Below are 20,104 nucleotides of genomic sequence, written 5' to 3'. Positions count from 1 at the left end.
GAATTTTAGAGAAAGGAACTATTTGTATTATGATTACTGCATATAAACACACACAAACACATGAGATTGTTGAATCTCCATTAGATCAATCCGCTTCTTGGATAAATGTAGTTGATCCAAATTGGGAAGAAATTGAATCTTTAATAAATTTATACGGTATTCCAGACGACTTTGTTCGGGACCCATTAGATACAGAAGAAAGCGCTCGTGTAGAGTATGATGAAGAGACACGTTATTCACTAATCATTCTCGATATCCCAGTTGTTAATGATACAAACTTAAAAGTACTTTCATTTATTACTATTCCTTTAGGTATCATCATTGGTAACAAAAAAATAATAACCGTATGTAATACTGAAAATGAGTTTCTTGAAGAGTTTAATCGCCAAAATATTAATCTACATTTTCATAGTCGCTTTGCGCTTAATATATTACTGACAATTTCCAACCACTATAATAGAAATCTTAGATTACTCAATAAAACAAGATTACGCATCGAACGTGATTTAAAAAATAATGTCACGAATAAACAACTTTATAATTTAATGGAAGTCGAGAAAAGTTTAGTATATTTTCTTGCTGCACTTAAAGGCAATGAAGCTATTATCAAAAAATTATTCCGACTACCTGCGATTAAGCGTTTTAATGAAGATGAAGATTTGTTGGAAGACTTGGTTATCGAGAATAACCAAGCCTTAGAAACCACAAAATTATATACGGACATTTTAGAGAGTATTACAACTTCTTACGCTTCGTTGCTTTCTAATGAAATGAACAATACGATGAAGACATTAACGTTGTTTACTGTTTTCTTAACCTTGCCTACATTGGTCTTTAGTTTTTTTGGTATGAATGTACCCTTACCTATAGATGATCACAGCTATGTATCATGGCTGATTGTCATTGCCATTTCATTAGTCATCGTGACGATTGTCAGCGCATTTTTGTGGCGTAAACAAAAGCTTTGAAGGCATCCTAAAAATTGATATTTAACATAAAAATAAACCCACATTGTAATTGAACTGACCCCAAATTGTGGGAATAAAATAAAAACACTTTCGTTGAATTCATACTAAAATGAATTTATACGGAGGTGTTTTTCTATGAAAAGAGTTACTTATTCACTAGAAACCAAAAATAAAGCTATTGAAATGAAAATTGAGGGATATAGTGCAAAAGAAATTATGAATACATTAAATATTAGAAATAGATCACAAGTGAAAACTTGGTGGAAATGGTACCAAAATGGTGAACATTATAGATTTCATCAACAAGTTGGAAAACAATATTCCTACGGAAAGGGATTAGAAGAACTTTCAGAAATTGAACAATTAAAAATAGAAAATAAAAGAAAAAACGCAGAATTAGAAATTTTAAAAAAGTACAAGGAATTGGAAAGGGAATGTCGCCCAAAATAATAATACAAGTGGTTGAAGCATTAGAATCAAAATATACAGTTAAAATGATATTAGAGGTATTTAACATACCCAAATCTACCTATTATCGCTGGAAATGTAAAAAACATGAAACAAATTCGGAATTAGAAGCAATTAAATCGATTTGTCATAAGCACAAATATACCTATGGTTATAGGAAAGTGACTGCTGAATTAAATAAATTTAGTAAGGAAAAAATTAATCACAAGAAAGTGCAAAGGCTTATGCAAGAAAACGAATTGAATTGTAGGGTTAAACCTAAAAAATCTAAAAAACCAGGTAATCCATTTTATAAAACAGGCAATTTGTTACAGAGGAATTTTAATGCAAATCGTCCATTAGAAGTACTTGTAACAGATATTACTTATTTACCTTTCGGTAATACAATGTTGTATCTATCGTCAATTATGGATGTCTATAACGGGGAAATAGTTGCTTATACTATAGATAATCATCAGAATCAAAATTTAGTAAACGAGACTTTGAACCAATTAGAAATTCCAGATAGTTGTATACTTCATAGCGATCAAGGAAGTGTTTACACATCGTATGAATATTATAAATTATGCGAAGAAAAAAGCATTACCAGAAGCATGTCCCGTAAGGGAACGCCAGCTGATAATGCCCCAATTGAATGTTTCCATTCCTCGCTAAAGTGTGAAACATTCTACTTAAACAAAGAGCTCAAGAGCTCTAATAACATTGTAATAGATATTGTCGAAAATTACATTGAAAACTATAATAAAGTTAGAATTCAACAAAAACTAGGCTACTTATCTCCTATAGAGTTCAGGAAATTAGCATCCTAGAAAATAGTGTTTTTATTAAGTTCCCATTTTAAGGGTTCAGTGCCTAATTAACGTTGGGTTTATTTTTATGCGTTATAGCAAAAGTCTAAATCTCACTAGAATTTATATAATTATCCTACTTCATTTTTATAGTTTTTTCTAAAAGATAGACCATATGTAACCGCAAAGGCTACGATAAAGGTAATGAGCATGGCGATACCATAATGTAACCAACCGTTATTCTGGCCGCTAATAGATATAAAACCTGGAAGTCCTGCAGTACCTAAAGCAATTGCTTTAACTTTAAAGAATGAGATGTAAGCTGAACCAATACCTGAACCTACAATCGCTCCAATGAATGGATACCTTAATTTTAGATTCACCCCAAACATTGCAGGTTCCGTAATACCTAAAAGTGCTGAGATGCCCGCAGCAGATGCTACACCTTTTAATTTCTTGTTCTCTTTTATAATAAAGAACGCGGCTAAAGCTGCTGCACCTTGAGCTATGTTGGACATCGTTGCTATTGGGAAAATAAATGAACCACCTGTGGAAGCACTATCTGCAATGAGTTGTGTTTCAATTGCAATAAAACTGTGATGCATACCTGTAATTACAATTGGCGCATATAACAATCCAAAAATAAGTCCTCCAATTGCGCCACCAAATTCATATAACCATGTTAGTCCATCAGACAACCAATAACCTAATGTGCGTGTAATGGGTCCAACAAATAAAAATGTTAAAAATGCAGTTACTAAAATTGAAAGTAACGGTGTTAATAAATTATCTAATACAGCTGGTACTACTTTACGTAAACCTTTTTCTAAATTAGCTAAAATGTAAGCAGCTACTAACATTGGTAATACTTGCCCTTGATAACCTACCTGATTTATTTCTAAACCAAGTACATTCCAAGAAGGTATTTCTTTCCCCTCTTCTAAAGCTTTGGGATAATCATAGGCACTCATTAACTCTGGATGTACAAGAATCATCCCTAAGGCTGCACCAAGAAAGGCGTTTCCTCCAAAGCGTTTAGCAGCGCTAAATCCAATTAAAATTGGCAGTAGCGTAAACGGCGCATTCGCAAAAATGTTAATCATTTCTGCCAGACCTTTGAATTGATTATGTACTTCTATTAACGACTGTTTATCATAGAAAATACCTGGTGCTGTTAGAATATTATTAATCCCCATTAATAAACCACCTGCTACGATTGCAGGAATAATTGGCACAAATATATCAGATAACATTTTCACAAACCTCTGGAATGGATTCATGTTTTTATTACCTTCTGCTTTTACTTCTGATGTCGTAGCAGCTTCTTTACCTGTTATGCTTTCTAACTCTGCAAACACCTTATTCACAGTACCCGAACCTATAATAATTTGATATTGGCCCCCGGTAGAAAATGTTCCCTTCACAACATCCATTTCGGATAATTCTTTTTCATCTACTAAGCTTTCCTCCTTAAGAACAAGACGTAATCGTGTAGCACAATGTGCCATCGCATCTATATTTTCTTCTCCACCGATTGCTTGTAGTATTTCTGCAGCAGATTTTTTATAGTTCATCTCTATACCTCCCATTTAAATAGAACCGGTTCCATAAATATGAATATTTTTATTGTAACCGGTTCCAATGAATTACGCAATAGCTGAATGAACTTTTACACTACTTATTCCACGAGATATGTGCCACTTACTAAATGATGATCAGCCTATATTTTCGAGTTCAGAATCAACAACTTTATTATAATATCCTTTAATTTTACTTATAAAATAATCTTTTAGTTTTATTATAGATTCTGGATTTGTCTGTGCATCTTCAAGATGAATCTTCCATGCCCTGTCTGGACATTCAGTTTCAAAAAATTCTTTGTGTATTCTAACGGTATTTCTGTTAACTGGTAAATTGTATTTTTTTAATAATAGCGCAGCAACCCAAAAACTAACTTCTTCATTTTTCATAAATTCTTGATCTGTAAGCACACCATTTCTTTTAGATTGGCATCGTTCTATACCTATAAAATGTGTATTGGCATAGGCGCTACCACAATGCCATTCAACATATTCAGTTGGGTGAAACCAATAGCAAGTATCCGTATCCACATAAACACTTGCCCATCCTTTTTCAAGTTCATTTTTTTCGATTCTATTATTTAGCCAATCTATATAATCTTTGGCAGTATAATTCTCAGCATCATCATGAAGTACAATGCCTAATATATAAGATTTTAAATCAGTTATTTTATTGTATGTGGTATAAAAGTTGGAATAAATATGATTCATAAATGAATAACCTCCTCTAAATAATACGTATATGAATTAAAAATGCGTTATTGTATAGTGAAAATTTATACGTGCTTCATTTTAAGTTGTTCTATATTTAATTTTTACATCGTTATAACAACATTATATTCAAAAACATTTATATTTAAAGTATTACTGTTCACAACATTTTATTATATAATGGAATTTGTTCAACAAATCATTTTTCTATTAGGAGTTGCTTTTATGATGGAAAGTACAACACTATGTATTCATGAATATTTAAGTACATACACACGACGTTGTATCGACCGAGTAATCTTGTTATTTTCTTTAAATAACCAACTTGACGTCGTAATCAATGGGAAACATGAGTCTGTTGGCAGCAATCTTATCGTTATCAATCATAGCGATTTATATCAAATAACGAACGCTGAACAACTTGTTGAATTAACAATACCTGTACAGCAATTTGCGGAAATAGATCAATCATTCTTTCATTGTTATTATAATTTCAAATTGATAAATTCTAGTGAATATATCAAATATTTAACATTAACTATGATTGAGCAATTAAGTCGCTTAAACGATACGAAATCTTCAAATATCATTGAACTTATTACCATTTTAAATAAAGAAGCTAAAATTAAACAAGATTTTATTTATGTACCTTCTATTCAATCTGAAAGTAATTTATTAAATAAAATCACTGTATTTATTAAAGCTCATATCACTCAGCCTATTTTTTCAAAAGATATTTCTAATTCTTTTTATATATCAGCACCCTATATCTCTATTTTATTCAAGAAATACTTAGGCATAAGTTTCAAACATTATATTGCTAGCTTAAAGGTAGCCACCTCCTTAGCAGAATTAGTACATAGTAAGGAGACAATCCATGTCATCTCAGAAAATATGGGATTTAATCATTATCCAAATTATACACATCAATTTAAAAACCACTTGAATATGACACCTAATGAATACAGGAAAAAGTTCATGGTATTACAACGTATCCCCGTTAAGCTAATTAACGAAGACGTTAGTAATTATATCCCCTATTTCGAATCTATTTCAGTAGAAAAGCCATTGCCATCTAATCAAATGAATATCGAATTGGATCAATTAACCTACAAAGATATTGCAAAAACACCGACGCTTTTTATTCACATCGATGACTTAATGGACATAGTTCAATCAACTTTAAACACCAATCTCAATTTTACTGATTTATCCAAATCCTATTTAATGATTAACAATATTAGTAAGCTTGCTTTAGAAAAGTTGAATTTCACTGGTTTGATTGATTTCATTGATTCATTGTTTTCAAATAATGTAGGTATCGCAATTAAGATTAAATCTAGTCATCAATTTAAATTTATTCAAGATATCATCTTACAATTTTTAAAATATAAAAATGATTATCCTCAACAACAATCTAACTATAATTTTATAATGCTTTTCGATGCTGAACATTTGTCATTAAAAGAAATTAACCGTTTATATATTAAAGTACAAGATTTAAATATACATGTAAAATTAGCTATAACAGTTGAAGGCGTAATCAAACAAACGCATGCCTTAAAAAGTGCATTTGATATATTACGCAGATTTAACTTTGATTTTTACTTTATTGATATTGAACAAAAAGATGTCCAATCATTGCTTAATAAAAAAAGTAATATGTTTAATCATTCAATGAGCTATTTTGATTACTATAACCAACTCATTGACGCATCACACATTCACACTTCTAAATTTGTATATACCAAACTCACCAAAAAGTGTTTTAAATTATATAAAGAAAATACACCTTTAGAAACTGCTGACTTAATGTGTCATATATTAATTATGCTCAATCGCGGGTGTGGCGTAGGTTACGAATTAATGACTAAAGATAGCATGGATATTGCATTAATGAATCGTCACGGAATATATGAGCCCTTAATGTATCTATATCAAATTGTAAAACCTTTTATTGGCAAACCTTTATCAATTCATGAAAATTATATCGTTTTTAAAGATTTTCAAAATATACACATATTATTATTTAATTCATTGAAACATCGCTTTTCACCACAAGAAGTACATAAATTTGTCCTAAGACCTCATGTATTACCTACTAAGGCAATGCTATTTATACAAACACTTAACAGAGAACATGGTTTTATTGATTACGCCTTACCACCTTTATTAAATGAAACCTATATCGAACGCACACTCTTGCATTATATAGAACAAGCAAATACGCCAAAAGCTGAGATAAAACAATTTATACGAACAGCGAATCCTCTAGAGTTTGAACTTCATTATGACGAGCTAAAGTATATACGTATCTCACCATCCTAAATAGCAATCAATGTTATACTTAAATTAGCTTATCTTATAAATAAGTCTAAAATCGTACTATTTATTATAAAACGAATATAATTATCCACTTTATAATTGCATTATTTTAGCATTTCAGATATAAAAGAAGAAACGGATATAAAGGAGATTTCAACTTTGAAAAACAAAAAAATGTTTGCAATTTTTATTAGTTCAGTGATGTTAATTGTTGCTATTGTTTTAATCGTTATGATGATGTCTAGTGGTCCAAAAGAGACTTATTATGGTTATATGGAAAACAGTACAACAGCTGAAAAAGTAATCAGCGAAAAAGATAAAAAGATAGAAGAAGATGTGAAGTTACCTTCTGAATCTGGATTTTCACCTAAGAGCGGAGATTTTGTTAAATTAGTAAAAGCTGAAGGTGACGATACTTATAGCGAAATGGAAGTTATCGATCATGACGATATGCCACATGGCTTAATGATGAAAATTCATGACATGGGTGACATGAAAGGCATGTAATCCAAGCGATTATGCAAATGCTAAAGTACTTTACGTCATAAAAATAAAAGCAGTTAAATTTTCTTAAGTGGAAATTTAACTGCTTTTTTTAAATCGATATAATCTACGTAAAGACCAAGTAATAATAAAATTAACGAACAAATATTATGTCAAAAAAAACACTTAAAAAGAAAAACCAAATGCTTTTATAGCACTTGGTTTATCCACGTTTTTATTTTCTTAGTTAGTCTTTAATTTTATAATCTTTTTTAAATGCATTATGCTTAGCGCCTTTGATATCTTTATTTGTCTCTGGATCAAAACCTTGAACTACAATTCCTGTAGTCATACTGATGGGTTGAACTACATAAGTATGTTTTGGATCATCTTTAAATTTGACTTCTTTATAAAACAAACCTTTTTTAGCACTGTACAGCGTTTCTTCAGATTTAATTTTCTCTGTCAAATTTTGATCTTTCATATAATGATCAACTAATTCTAAATGTTTATGCCCTTGGTATGTTCTCATGGCAAAGAAAAATACAATTGAAATTATAAGCGCTACAATTAATACACCCATAACTTTAAAAAATGTCTTCATTTATAATCTCCTCTAGTTAACGCGATATCTTTCTATAGTAAAGTAAGTCATTAACCTAATATGTAAGTTATATCTTACTCAAATCATTAATACTCGCTCATTTAAATTCATAATATTAATAGTATGACTGATTATAATACAATTATAAAGCGTTATAACTGTTTTGTAACAAAATCTCCTTATATTTCAGATTAATACAAACATCAAGTTAACATTTCTTAATATCATTTAATACATCAATCTCATTTCAAAGTTAGTCGTATTGATTTAAAGCCTATAATCTTTATATGAATTCAAGGTAATTAAGACGTGCGGCATGTTATAGCATTAAATTTTTACTTATTTAATAAGATAATAGTTAAAAAATAGTATAAAAAGCTATATATAGAGGTGCGCAACCGTTCCTTGACAATGAATGGTGTTCATAATATGGTTAAATTTCAAAAGGGGTGATTAAATGGAGGAAAAGGACAGCTACCTGGAACAGCAACTATGCTTTCTATTTTATGTTTCTTCTAAAGAAATAATTAAGAAGTATACTTCTCATTTAAAAGAGTATGATTTAACATATACAGGTTATATCGTTTTACTCGCAATTAAGGTGGACGAAAAAATTAATATTAAGACGCTTGGTGAGCGTGTCTTTTTAGATTCTGGAACACTTACACCTTTGTTAAAAAAACTTGAGAAAAAAGGTTACGTAACAAGAACTCGTGAGATTGATGACGAACGTAATTTACAAATTGCACTTACTGATAAAGGGACAAACGTGCAAGAACCACTTTCAAAAGTTTCAAAAAAAGTTTTTAGTGAATTCGACATGGACATAGATGAAGCTATAGATTTAAAAGATACATTGCAAAAATTTGTTAATAAACATTTCGCAAAAGATATTTAATTCATATGGGGTTTGTTGAGGTTAAATGGGACAATGTAATACATACATAACATTTTTATCTTCGGCTCTCCTCTTTTTAATCCTACTTACTACAATACCCACTTATTTTACTTTACTTCTAAAACGACACTATCTAAATACTTACTTATAAAACAGGCTCTAAATCCTAACGTTTCATTTTAAAATGTTTCAACTTTCATGCTAAAATAATATGAATACAATGATTAATAGTTTGACTTTGATTTTCTTTGACCATTTTATTATAATGTATTTGTAAGGTAAACTAGGTGTTCACCTTAATTTTATAATTTTTATAACTTAAACTTCAATTCCATTCGATTAAATATAACAATTAAACTACGCTGAGGAGAGATGTAGCATGACTTTTGAAAATAAAAATTTTAACAATCCGTTTATCGATGTAAATCCAGGTGATTTATTCAGAGATTTTGGGAAACAAATTTTCGAACAATTTCCTGGCACTGAGAGTATTAAATCAGATATTAAAGAATTAGACAACGCCTATATCGTTGAAGCTGAACTTCCAGGTATTAAAAAAGAAAATATTAGTTTAGAATTTGAAAATAATTTACTAACGATTGAAGGTAAACAAACTGTCGAAGTTCAAGATGAAAACGACACTAAACGTGCATTACACCAAGAACGTAACCACAGTGATTTGAGCCGTCAATTCCCATTTGAAAATGTTGATGATAGTAGTATCAAAGCTTCTTATGAAAATGGTTTACTCACTGTAACATTGCCTAAAAAAGAGCAAAAAGAACAACCGAAATCAAACATCGAAATAGACTAAACATTCATAGATAACAAATAGCGCTACATTTCCATAAGTTGGTAATGTAGCGCTATTTGTTATCTTAATTTTAATTTCTACCTATTTTAAGAAATCAGTCTCAAATTTTCTTTTTTTACGATATGTAGCATGGTAATGATGCCAATAACACCAAAGAATGCTAAAAATATAAATGCTAAATGGCTCGTACCGGTCATCATCGTAACATATGATATGACAATTGGAGGGAAGAAACCACCAAGCCCGCCCATCATTGAAACAATACCATTCGCCGCTCCTGATTCTTTTGCAAAATAGAATGGAACGAGTTTGAATACAAGACCATTACCAGTACCTGCACAGATACTAATAAGTAAGCAACCGATTGTAAACAATAATATATGACTTGAAAATCCTAAAATAATTGCGCCTATAATCATAAATACAAAATCTATCATTAATAAAATAACTGCGTTAAATTTGTCGCCCAAAATCCCACCCATTGGTCTTAAAAAAGTGGCTAACGCGATAAAGATACCAGATCTAATACCAGCATCTACTTCACTAATGTTAAAGTTTTGAACTAAAAAATTCGGTAAAAATAATCCAAACGCTACAAAAGCACCAAATGTAATAAAATACCATAATGATAAATAATAAAGCTTAAGATCTTTCATTAATTTTTTAGACTGCTTAACTAGTGGCACCTTTATTTTTTTCTCATTCGCATCACCTAGTAGAAACATTAAAATTGCAAATAATACAATAACAATCAAATAGCTTCTAACTGTCGTTTGCCATCCAATCATACCTGCAATAGGTGGAGCTAAAAATGAAGAAATTGCAGTACCAATGTTCCCCATACCATATATGCCATTAGCAAGTCCTACTCTTTCTTTAGGGAAATATTTAGGTATTGAAGTGACACCGACTGAGAAAATTGCGCCCCCTACACCTAAGAAGAAACCAGAAGCCATTAACATGCCCGGCGTTTGAGCTTGGCTTAAAAAGTAAATAGGAAATAATAAAATAATAAAGCTACAGAAAAACACCCATTTAGCACCAATAATATTAGTTAAATATCCAAATGGCACTCTTAAAATAGAACCCAATATAACAGGTATTGCTAAAATAATTGAAAGTTGATTCCCCGTGATATTAACATCTTGGGAGATAAAAGGCATTAATGGAGATATAATACTCCAAGCCATAAATCCAACTACAAGACTTAGCGTTTGTAAGCTAAGTTGGAAACCACCACTTGCTTTGTTCATTCATTTCACCTTCATTTTCATCTATTTAATTTCAATGATTAAATAGCCAGTATTTCGCAATTACTCTATAATTCAAAAAATGTGGGCATTATTTAATATTTATGAAAGTTAAAACTGGTGTAATATAAGCGAATTAAAAAATGCTTTTTGTTTACAAAATACTGGCTACACTTTTATTTTATGATTATTGTGAAAAAATTAACATAAGGATTATCCCTTAAGTTAATGAGTGGTTTCCCCTATATTCATTAGCCATTATTATTACTTTATATTTCAGTTTCACAGCACAGTAAACAAATCTTTTATAAAAAAAAGTTAGCGCGAAAAAATGACTGAATAGGATAATCATTTTTCGCGCTAACACTATATTGATGAATCTATGTGATTTAAAAGTCGACTAGTTTTTTCTTCATTGCATATTCAACTAATTCAGGTTTCGTTTTTAAGTCTAGTTTTTGCATGATATGTGTTTTATGTGCTTCCACCGTTTTAACAGATACAAATAACTTTTGAGCGATATCTTTATTGCCATAGCCTTTTGCAATTAAAGGCAAAATCTCGATTTCTCTTTTAGATAAAATTTTAAAGGGATCATTACTCGCTTGAGTATCTTGAGACGAATTGTTAACAAATTCGTTCACTAGCGATGTTGTGAGTTTCATATCTACGTATGTTTCACCTTGATAAACGGTTCTTATAGCCAATAAAAGCTGTTCATCTGGCGCATTTTTTAAAATGTAACCTTTTGCACCATTTCTTAATACATGAAATAAATATTCTTCATCGTCAAACATCGTTAATATTAATATCTTAGTTTCTGGAAAACTCTCAGAAATTTTACTTGTTGCAATAAGCCCTGATTCACCCGGTGGCATGCTTAAGTCCATAATTAAAACATCTGGCTTGTATTCCATTACTTTCTGGTACGCTTCTACACCATCAGCTGCTGTCCCAACGACTTCCATATCTTCTTGATAGTTTAAAATCATAGAAAATCCTGTGCGCACAACAGCATGATCATCTGCTATCACTATTCTCAACATTAATTTCTCCTTATTCCCTTATATTGGAACTTCTAATGTAACGATTGTACCTCTATCAATTTGTGTATCAACACTTACTTCTGCATTGACGAGTTCTGCGCGTTCATTCATACCATAAAGTCCTAGTCCGGTACCTTGTGGTTGATCTGTTTTTATAAAGCCTTTACCTCTATCTATAATTTCTGCAATTAATTTATGATCGTTTACATGCAAATCAATATCGACAGTATCTACACCGGCATATTTTATTGCGTTAAACAGCGCCTCTTGAACAACACGATATACGACTGTTTCAATCTCACTATCAAAGCGATGTGAAGCTAGGTTGGAATGATATTCTATGCGTATGCCATAATTGGCTTCAACTTGTTTGAAATAGGTTTTAAATGCTGCGTCTAAACCTAAATCATCCAAAGATGACGGTCGCAATTCAACAGATAAATTACGAATATCATCTATCAATTTGGACATTAATCCTTCTATACGCTTAGAATTATCTACCAAAGTTTGCATTTCTCTATGGTATTTTAGCAATCGTAATTCCACATCGATATTTAACATTTCTTGTACGAGACTGTCATGTAATTCACGTGAGATTCTTTTTCTTTCATTTTCTTGTGCAGATATCGTTTTTTGCATCATTTTTCGCTGATACATCTTATCATGACGCTCTATTTGAGGTGAAACATTTTGTAATGTAAATGCTTTAATATCTTTTGTTTCATCAATAGTTTGATATGTCGCTGTAAAAGGCTCAACTGTACCACGCGTCGTTTTCATAAATACTTGAAAACTTGTATTTCCTACTGACTCAGCTTCTAAAAAGCAATTTGTACATGATTGTAAATCATACTCATTTGTATACCCATCACAGCGACTACATATCGTATTAGTCATTTCTTGGTAGTCATTATCCGGTGAAATAATATCATGAGCAGCTTTATTCATCGCTATCACTTGACCATGTTTATCAACAAATACTATTTTTTCACTCGTATTATTAAAATATTGAACTAACAATTGGTCTATATTTTCCATTTGATTCATTTTCATAAAAATCACCTAGTCTTCTTCATTAAAAACACCCAATTTATTTGCGATTGAAATAGAGTGACATGTTTGAGGTAGTGGTCTATTATTTCTTTGACCTAATAATAGCACACCATAAACGTGATTTTCATACCATAATGGTATTGCTATCACTGCTGTTAGCCGTTCACATAATACGATTGGATATTTATGTTTTTCGCTCGGTAAGAGAAATTGATTGATATCTTCTATCACCATTCGCTTACCTGTTTTCATCACATTTCCTGCAATCCCTTTACCTATTCTAAGCACAATGAGTTTATAGCGAGCATTGGTACTTCCAGATACATAATTCCATTTTATAGGTGAAAATTGGTTTTCATCTTTGTAAAATGCCAATCCTGCAAAATCAAAACCTTCTTCAATACGTAGCGTGTCTAAAACGGCTTGATAATTCACTTGTTCATTAAAAGATAATAGGCTCAATCTTTCACCTCCGTTCACACTTTATGCTTTCGATAAATAATGTAACTACGACTCGCATAGGTTAGTGGCACGCTCCATACATGGACTAATCTAGTAAACGGCCAAAAAGCCATAATCACAAATCCTAGAAGTATATGCATCTTAAACGCGAGTGGTACTTGCGTCATTAAAGTAGCATCAGGAGAAAACATAAATAGTTGTCTAAACCATATTGATATTGTCTCTCTATAATCAAATGTTGGTATCGTTGCATTTGTCACTAAAGTAGCATAACAGCCCATAAAAACAATGAATAAAAGTAAAAAATTCACAATAATATCTGAGGCAGAACTCAATTTTCTAATGTTCTTTTTAGTTACACGGCGTGCGGTTAGCAACAACATACCTATCATAGTTATTATACCAAATATACTCCCAATATACACTGCTCCTATATGATACAAATGATCATTAACACCGACTGCTGATAACCAAGATGCAGGTATAACTAAGCCTACAAAATGCCCCATAGCTACGGGAATTATGCCTAAATGGAACATGAGACTGCCCCATTTCAATTGTTTCTTTTCAATAAATTCACTAGATTTAGCAGTCCATGAAAATTGATCAAATTTAAATCGTGCAATGTGCCCAATTAAAAAAATAGCTACGCAAAGATAAGGTACAATCACCCATAAAAATTGATTAAACATTTGTCTTCACCTCTGATACAGGCTCGATGCACGCTTTTAAAGTAGCTCTTAAGCCTTTTATCAAGTAATAATATGGGCTATCTTTTTCTTTTAATTGCTGTGCCATCGCATAGGTACCATCTTCAATAATCATGATGATAAATTCAATATTTCCTTGTGCGCGTGGATCATTTTGCCATTGTGCAATATATAAAAATTCTAGCATTAAGGGTAAAAAATCCGGTAATTCGTTGGCTGCCATTTCCAATCCAAACATCTCGTATAGTACTTTTAATTTAGCGAGTAATTGCCCACGTTCCTTTTGTGTATCAAATTTATTGTAAGTCATATAAAGTGGTGCCTTTTTATTAAAATCAAATGTGTCTGAATACAATTGTTTAATTTCCAACAGACTGCGTTCATGTATTTTTTCACGATACATTAATAAATCATCATACGCTGGATGGCTCAAATCAATCACTTCTTCAAATGTTTTCGGATGAAATGTCAATTTTTCAGGAAATTCCAACTGTTGAGCTAAGTAGCCAAAAGTTTCTTGATAATAATAATACTGCGTTAAATTAATCACGGAAAATCCCTCCATAGAAATTTTCATTGTATATCTCTTGTCCTGATTTTTCAGATGCTGTACCCACAGGTACGCCACATCCTTCACAATTAGAACCGAAGTATTCTCCGCCATAACCTTGGCTACCTTGAGCACGATACGTATCTATATAGTCTTCTTTATGAGATGTTGGAATTACAAAGCGGTCCTCATATTTCGCTATAGCTAACAAGCGATACATATCTTTTGTTTGGCGTTCAGTTAATCCAAGTCTTGATAATTTATCTGTATCAAATGGTTTGTTTGTCACTTCTGCACGCATATAACTTCTCATAATTGCCATACGTTGCAACGCTATTTTAATTGATTCTGTATCTCCAGCAGTAAATAAATTCGCTAAATATTGAATTGGTAATCTCATTTCTTCAATTGCCGGGAATATCATATCAGGATTTCTATTTGCATCTGTTGCCGTTTGCCCTTCAAAATAACTCATGATTGGACTCAATGGTGGACAATACCAAACCATTGGCATAGTGCGATATTCAGGATGCAATGGAAACGCAAGTTTATATTCAATAGCGAGTTTGTAAACTGGTGAATTTTGAGCTGCTTCAATCCATTCCATTGAAACGCCATCTTTTTGCGCTTGTTCAATCACTGATTCATCATATGGATTTAAGAATAAATCGAGTTGTTTTTCATATAAATCTTGCTCATTTTCTGTACTAGCCGCTTCTTCAACTCTATCGGCATCATATAATAAAACACCTAAATATCTCATACGTCCAGTACAAGTTTCAGAACATACTGTAGGCGTGCCTGCTTCAATACGTGGGAAACAAAATGTACACTTCTCTGCTTTATTTGTTTTCCAGTTAAAATAAACTTTTTTATATGGGCAACCTGTCATACAATATCTCCAACCACGACAAGCCTCTTGATCGACTAGCACAATCCCATCTTCGTCCCGTTTATACATTGCACCGGAAGGACATGAGGCAACACAACTCGGGTTCAAACAATGCTCGCATAATCTTGGTAAGTACATCATAAAGGTTTCATCGAATTTAAATTTGATATCTTCTTCAATACGTTGAATATTAGGATCTTCTGGTCCAGTAATGTGTCCACCTGCTAAATCATCCTCCCAGTTAGGCCCCCAATTCAAATCTAATTTCTCACCTGATATTAGAGAATGTGCTTTAGCGACTGGTGAATGATTACCTGCTTTAGCTGTCGTAAGGTGTTCATAATTATACGTCCACGGCTCATAATAGTCTTTAATCACTGGCATATCTGGATTATAAAATATTTTACCTAATGCTATTTTTGACCATTTACTACCAGATTTAAGTTCTAGTTTTCCTTTTTTATTTAAATACCATCCACCTTTATACTGTTCTTGGTCTTCCCATCGTTTTGGGTAACCAATACCTGGCTTAGTTTCTACGTTGTTAAACCACATATATTCTGCTCCGGGGCGGTTTGTCCATGTACTCTTACAAGTTACACTACAAGTATGACAACCTATACATTTATCTAAGTTTAATACCATTGCGATCTGTGCTTTAATCTTCAAGCCAGTCAACCTCCTTCAGTTTTCTAACAGCTACATAAACATCTCTTTGGTTTCCAATAGGACCATAATAATTAAAGTGATAACTGATTTGCGCATAACCACCTACAAGTTGTGTTGGTTTTAAATGTATTCGTGTTGGTGCATTATGAGAGCCACCTCTTGTTTCAGTAATTTCAGATCCTGGCGTCTCAATATGCTTATCTTGAGCGTGATACATAAACATCGTACCTCTTGGCATACGGTGTGACACAACTGCTCGAGCCGTTACTACTCCGTTTCTGTTGTAGACTTCTAGCCATTGATTATCTGCAATGTCATGTGCTTTTGCATCCTCTTTTGAAATCCAAACCGTTGGGCCACCTCTAAATAGTGTCAACATATGTTGATTGTCTTGATAAGTAGAATGAATATTCCATTTACCATGTGGCGTCAAGTAACGTAATACGAGCGTTTGATCATCCATCGTGACATGCTTATCCCTTGTCCCAAATACCATTGGTGGCAAAGTTGGTTTATAGACAGGTAAGTTTTCTCCAAATTGTTGGAATATTTCATGATCAATATAATAACTTTGACGTCCTGTTAATGTTCTAAATGGAACTAAACGTTCGATATTCGTTGTAAAAGGTGAATAACGCTGTCCATTTTTATTTGAACCAGGAAACACTGCAGTTGGAATAACTTCTCTTGGTTGGGCCGTCATATTTAAAAACGTTATTTTTTCTGATGCACGTTCACTAGAAATATCTTTTAATGGCATGCCTGTTTGTTGTTCTAGATCTTCATAAGATTTTTGTGATAATTCGCCATTTGTAGCTGAAGACAGATTCAATACAGCATCTGCTGCACGTCTTGCAGTATCTATTCTAGGTCTACCATTTCTCACTGAATCTTCTTTTTCATCATTCCAAGTACCGACCATATGTTTCAGCTCTTCATATTGTTCTGACACTGTAAAACTCACACCATGCGCACCCACTTTAGCTTTTTCTAATAAAGGACCGAGTGTGACATATTTATCAAATATTTTTGTATAATCTCGATCAACAACTGTAAAGCTTGGCATTGTCTTACCAGGAATGGCTTCTACTTCACCTTTAGTCCAGTCTTTTACAATACCGTTCACATTTGATATTTCTTGTTGCGTATCATGAGCTAAAGGTGTAGTTACGACATCTTTGTATACGCCTGTCAGATGTTTTTCCGCAGTTTCTGATACTTCTTTACTTAACAATTTGAAAATATCCCAATCTGAACGTGATTCCCATAAAGGGTCTATCGCTGGATTAAATGGATGTACAAAAGGATGCATGTCCGTAGATGATAAATCATGCTTCTCATACCATGTCGCAGCAGGCAAGACAATGTCTGAGTAGAGCGGTGTCGAAGTCATTCTAAAGTCTAGTGATACAAGTAAATCTAACTTACCTTCAGTATCCTCTCTCCATTGAATTTCTTCTGGTTTTACTTCTTCATTCGGTTCTGCCAATAATCCCGACTTCGCACCGAGTAAATGTTTCATAAAATATTCTTGCCCTTTCGCAGAACTAGATATTAAATTAGAACGCCAAAGGAATAACGTTTTTGGATGATTCTTTTTCAAATCAGGATCTTCAATTGCAAATTGTGTTTCCTTTGATTTCACTGAATCTACTGCGCGTTTTAAAATCGCTTCATCATTAAATTCATTCGCATCTCTTGCTGCTTCACCAAATGACAAGCTATTTTTATTAAATTGTGGGTACGAAGGCAACCAACCTAATCTAGCCGCTAGCACATTATAATCTGCTGGATGTTGATGCTTAATATTCTCCGCTAATGGGGATTTTATACTATCCACATTAGATTCTTCATATTTCCACTGATCTGTTGCAAAGTAGAACCAACTTGTACCATTTTGTAATCTCGGTGGTCCTTGCCAATCTTTGGCGAATGCAAGTGTATTCCATCCTTCAATTGGTCTACATTTTTCTTGGCCAACATAATGCGCCCATCCGCCGCCATTCACACCTTGACAACCACATAGTAATACTAAATTTAAGATAGAACGGTAAATCGTATCTGAGTTAAACCAATGGTTAATACCTGCGCCCATAATAATCATCGATTTACCCTTTGTATCAATTGCATTTTGCGCAAATTCACGTGCCACTTGTGTAACTACATCTTGTTTCACACCAGTCACCGTTTCTTGCCATGCAGGTGTATAATATGAATTTGCATCTTTGTAGTCCTTGGCTTCTAATTCATGATTAAATCTTTTCACACCATATTGACTTGTCATTAAATCATAAACTGTAGTTATATAGCGTTCTTCTCCATTTGCTAGGGTGATTTTTTTAACCGCAATTGGTCGTTCAAAAATGCCATTACCCTCATTATTGAAATATGGAAATTGTATTTTTTCTAATTCAAAATGATCTTCTACAAGACTCAGTGCTGGATCAATTTTACTACCGTCTTCATTTTCTAGTTTTAAATTCCATTGTTTTTCTTTTTCCCAACGTTGTCCCATTGTGCCATTTGGAACCGTTAAGTCCTGAGTGATTTTATCAAAAATAACAGGCTTCCATTCACTATGCTCTGTTGTTTCGCCTAAGTCATTTGCTCTTAAGAAACGACCTGCTTTAAAACCATTTTCATCTTTATCTAGCATGATAATAAATGGCATATCTGTATATTGTTTTGAATAATTTATAAAATGCGCATTAGGTTGATTAACGTAATGTTCTTGTAGTATGACATGCGTCATCGCTTGCGCAAGTGCTGCATCAGAACCAGGGTGTGGCGCTAACCAATTGTCTGCAAATTTCACATTCTCTGCATAATCAGGTGCAATTGATACCACTTTCGTTCCTTTATATCGAACTTCAGTCATAAAATGTGCGTCTGGGGTACGGGTCATCGGTACATTAGAACCCCACATCATAATGTAAGAAGCGTTATACCAATCACTGGATTCAGGTACGTCTGTTTGTTCACCCCAAATTTGAGGTGAAGCAGGTGGCAAATCTGCATACCAATCATAAAAACTCAACATTTCTCCACCAAGTAAACTCACAAATCGTGCACCAGAAGCATAACTCAACATAGACATGGCAGGTATCGGTGTAAAACCAGCTATTCTATCTGGACCAAATTTTTTAATGGTATAAATAATTTGTGCAGATATGAGTTTACCTACGTCTTTCCAATTCGTTCTCACTAATCCACCTTTGCCTCGTGCTTGTTTATATATTTTTGCTTTTTCCTCATCTTCTACGATGGACGCCCAAGCTTCTATCGTATTATTATCATGAGTTTCTAGGGCTTCTACCCAAAGTTCCCACAACTTTTTACGGATATATGGATAACGAATTCTTAAAGGACTATATTCATACCAAGAAAATGAAGCACCACGTGGGCAGCCTCTAGGTTCAAATTCAGGCATATCAGGTCCACAACTTGGATAGTCTGTTTGTTGATTTTCCCATGTAATCACACCATTTTTCACAAATACTTTCCACGAGCAAGAACCTGTGCAATTCACGCCATGAGTCGTTCTAACTACTTTGTCATGACTCCATCTTTCTCTATACATTTTTTCCCATTCCCGACTCTTGCTTTCTAAGACTGACCAGTTACCATTAAATTTTTCAGTCGGCTTAAAAAAGCTTAATCCAAATTTTTTCATTGAAAACACCCTCTCAGATCATTGCCAGTAAAATTTTTAAAGTAGGATTCTATGGTTCACTTCATTCACTGCTTAACTAAATTGTACATTTTTTCACAAATTTCAAATATTAGGGAATCACCTAATAAGAGATGGAAATACCCTTAGTTTTTAAGCATCT

17 protein-coding genes are annotated in these 20,104 nt (G+C 32.8%); 6 read left to right on the top strand and 11 right to left on the bottom strand.

What is annotated here, in order from left to right; genetic code table 11:
* Window positions 1-29 precede the first annotated feature (29 nt).
* On the top strand, window positions 30-968 hold the full coding sequence (locus ACP3TL_RS00305; protein ID WP_285326418.1) for a magnesium transporter CorA family protein: 939 nt from the start codon (window positions 30-32) through the stop codon (window positions 966-968).
* A 135-nt stretch (window positions 969-1,103) separates the two neighbouring features.
* A protein-coding gene (locus tag ACP3TL_RS00300) for an IS3 family transposase (RefSeq protein ID WP_141714439.1) occupies window positions 1,104-2,245 on the top strand; the annotation gives its coding sequence in 2 pieces (ribosomal slippage) (window positions 1,104-1,374 and window positions 1,374-2,245; 1,143 coding nt in all).
* Between the two features lie 110 nt (window positions 2,246-2,355).
* Here ACP3TL_RS00300 and ACP3TL_RS00295 read toward each other — a convergent pair.
* Window positions 2,356-3,798 (bottom strand): sucrose-specific PTS transporter subunit IIBC, encoded by a 1,443-nt coding sequence (locus ACP3TL_RS00295; protein WP_069832943.1) that lies wholly within the window; start codon window positions 3,796-3,798, stop codon window positions 2,356-2,358.
* 141 nt (window positions 3,799-3,939) lie between these two features.
* Window positions 3,940-4,515 (bottom strand): peptidoglycan recognition protein family protein, encoded by a 576-nt coding sequence (locus ACP3TL_RS00290; RefSeq protein WP_069832942.1) that lies wholly within the window; start codon window positions 4,513-4,515, stop codon window positions 3,940-3,942.
* A 225-nt stretch (window positions 4,516-4,740) separates the two neighbouring features.
* Between ACP3TL_RS00290 and rsp the strand changes: the two genes are divergently transcribed.
* Both rsp and ACP3TL_RS00280 read left to right on the top strand, forming a co-directional pair.
* Window positions 4,741-6,843, top strand: coding sequence for an AraC family transcriptional regulator Rsp (gene rsp / locus ACP3TL_RS00285; protein WP_069832941.1), 2,103 nt, complete (start codon window positions 4,741-4,743; stop codon window positions 6,841-6,843).
* Between the two features lie 156 nt (window positions 6,844-6,999).
* Window positions 7,000-7,347 carry a DUF4889 domain-containing protein gene (locus tag ACP3TL_RS00280; RefSeq protein ID WP_285326421.1) on the top strand — a complete coding sequence of 116 codons (348 nt, stop codon included), beginning with the start codon at window positions 7,000-7,002 and terminating at the stop codon, window positions 7,345-7,347.
* Between the two features lie 223 nt (window positions 7,348-7,570).
* Here ACP3TL_RS00280 and ACP3TL_RS00275 read toward each other — a convergent pair whose 3' ends face one another.
* Window positions 7,571-7,927: a DUF3139 domain-containing protein gene (locus ACP3TL_RS00275; protein WP_069817516.1), complete on the bottom strand. Its 357-nt coding sequence runs from the start codon at window positions 7,925-7,927 to the stop codon at window positions 7,571-7,573.
* 457 nt (window positions 7,928-8,384) lie between these two features.
* Between ACP3TL_RS00275 and ACP3TL_RS00270 the strand changes: the two genes are divergently transcribed.
* Window positions 8,385-8,825, top strand: coding sequence for a MarR family winged helix-turn-helix transcriptional regulator (locus ACP3TL_RS00270; RefSeq protein ID WP_065338657.1), 441 nt, complete (start codon window positions 8,385-8,387; stop codon window positions 8,823-8,825).
* A 379-nt stretch (window positions 8,826-9,204) separates the two neighbouring features.
* Complete coding sequence (locus tag ACP3TL_RS00265) at window positions 9,205-9,639, top strand: Hsp20/alpha crystallin family protein (RefSeq protein ID WP_069817514.1); 435 nt, start codon at window positions 9,205-9,207, stop codon at window positions 9,637-9,639.
* 86 nt (window positions 9,640-9,725) lie between these two features.
* Here ACP3TL_RS00265 and ACP3TL_RS00260 read toward each other — a convergent pair whose 3' ends face one another.
* The 8 genes from ACP3TL_RS00260 to ACP3TL_RS00225 form a co-directional block, all read right to left on the bottom strand.
* Window positions 9,726-10,892, bottom strand: coding sequence for a nitrate/nitrite transporter (locus tag ACP3TL_RS00260; protein ID WP_069832939.1), 1,167 nt, complete (start codon window positions 10,890-10,892; stop codon window positions 9,726-9,728).
* Between the two features lie 386 nt (window positions 10,893-11,278).
* A complete protein-coding gene (nreC, locus tag ACP3TL_RS00255; RefSeq protein ID WP_069817654.1) occupies window positions 11,279-11,932 on the bottom strand; it encodes a nitrate respiration regulation response regulator NreC in 654 nt (217 codons plus the stop codon).
* Window positions 11,933-11,953: 21 nt separating this feature from the next.
* Window positions 11,954-12,988, bottom strand: a complete 1,035-nt coding sequence (locus ACP3TL_RS00250) for a sensor histidine kinase (RefSeq protein ID WP_069832938.1) — start codon at window positions 12,986-12,988, stop codon at window positions 11,954-11,956.
* 9 nt (window positions 12,989-12,997) lie between these two features.
* The gene (gene nreA, locus ACP3TL_RS00245) at window positions 12,998-13,450 is read right to left on the bottom strand and encodes a nitrate respiration regulation accessory nitrate sensor NreA (RefSeq protein ID WP_069817505.1); all 453 of its coding nucleotides are present in this window, start codon (window positions 13,448-13,450) and stop codon (window positions 12,998-13,000) included.
* Window positions 13,451-13,464: 14 nt separating this feature from the next.
* A complete protein-coding gene (gene narI / locus ACP3TL_RS00240) occupies window positions 13,465-14,142 on the bottom strand; it encodes a respiratory nitrate reductase subunit gamma (RefSeq protein ID WP_069817503.1) in 678 nt (225 codons plus the stop codon).
* A complete protein-coding gene (gene narJ / locus ACP3TL_RS00235; protein WP_069817500.1) occupies window positions 14,135-14,710 on the bottom strand; it encodes a nitrate reductase molybdenum cofactor assembly chaperone in 576 nt (191 codons plus the stop codon). Before narJ ends, narI begins: the two co-directional genes overlap by 8 nt.
* Window positions 14,703-16,271, bottom strand: coding sequence for a nitrate reductase subunit beta (gene narH / locus ACP3TL_RS00230; protein ID WP_069817498.1), 1,569 nt, complete (start codon window positions 16,269-16,271; stop codon window positions 14,703-14,705). The genes narJ and narH overlap by 8 nt, the downstream gene beginning before the upstream one ends.
* The gene (locus ACP3TL_RS00225) at window positions 16,261-19,944 is read right to left on the bottom strand and encodes a nitrate reductase subunit alpha (RefSeq protein WP_069832937.1); all 3,684 of its coding nucleotides are present in this window, start codon (window positions 19,942-19,944) and stop codon (window positions 16,261-16,263) included. Before ACP3TL_RS00225 ends, narH begins: the two co-directional genes overlap by 11 nt.
* Window positions 19,945-20,104: the final 160 nt, after the last annotated feature.

The organism is Staphylococcus caseorum, assembly GCF_049943195.1.
Taxonomy (GTDB): domain Bacteria; phylum Bacillota; class Bacilli; order Staphylococcales; family Staphylococcaceae; genus Staphylococcus; species Staphylococcus equorum_A.
Note: the sequence above shows the minus strand (reverse complement) of the source record. Positions and strands in the feature narration are given on the sequence as shown.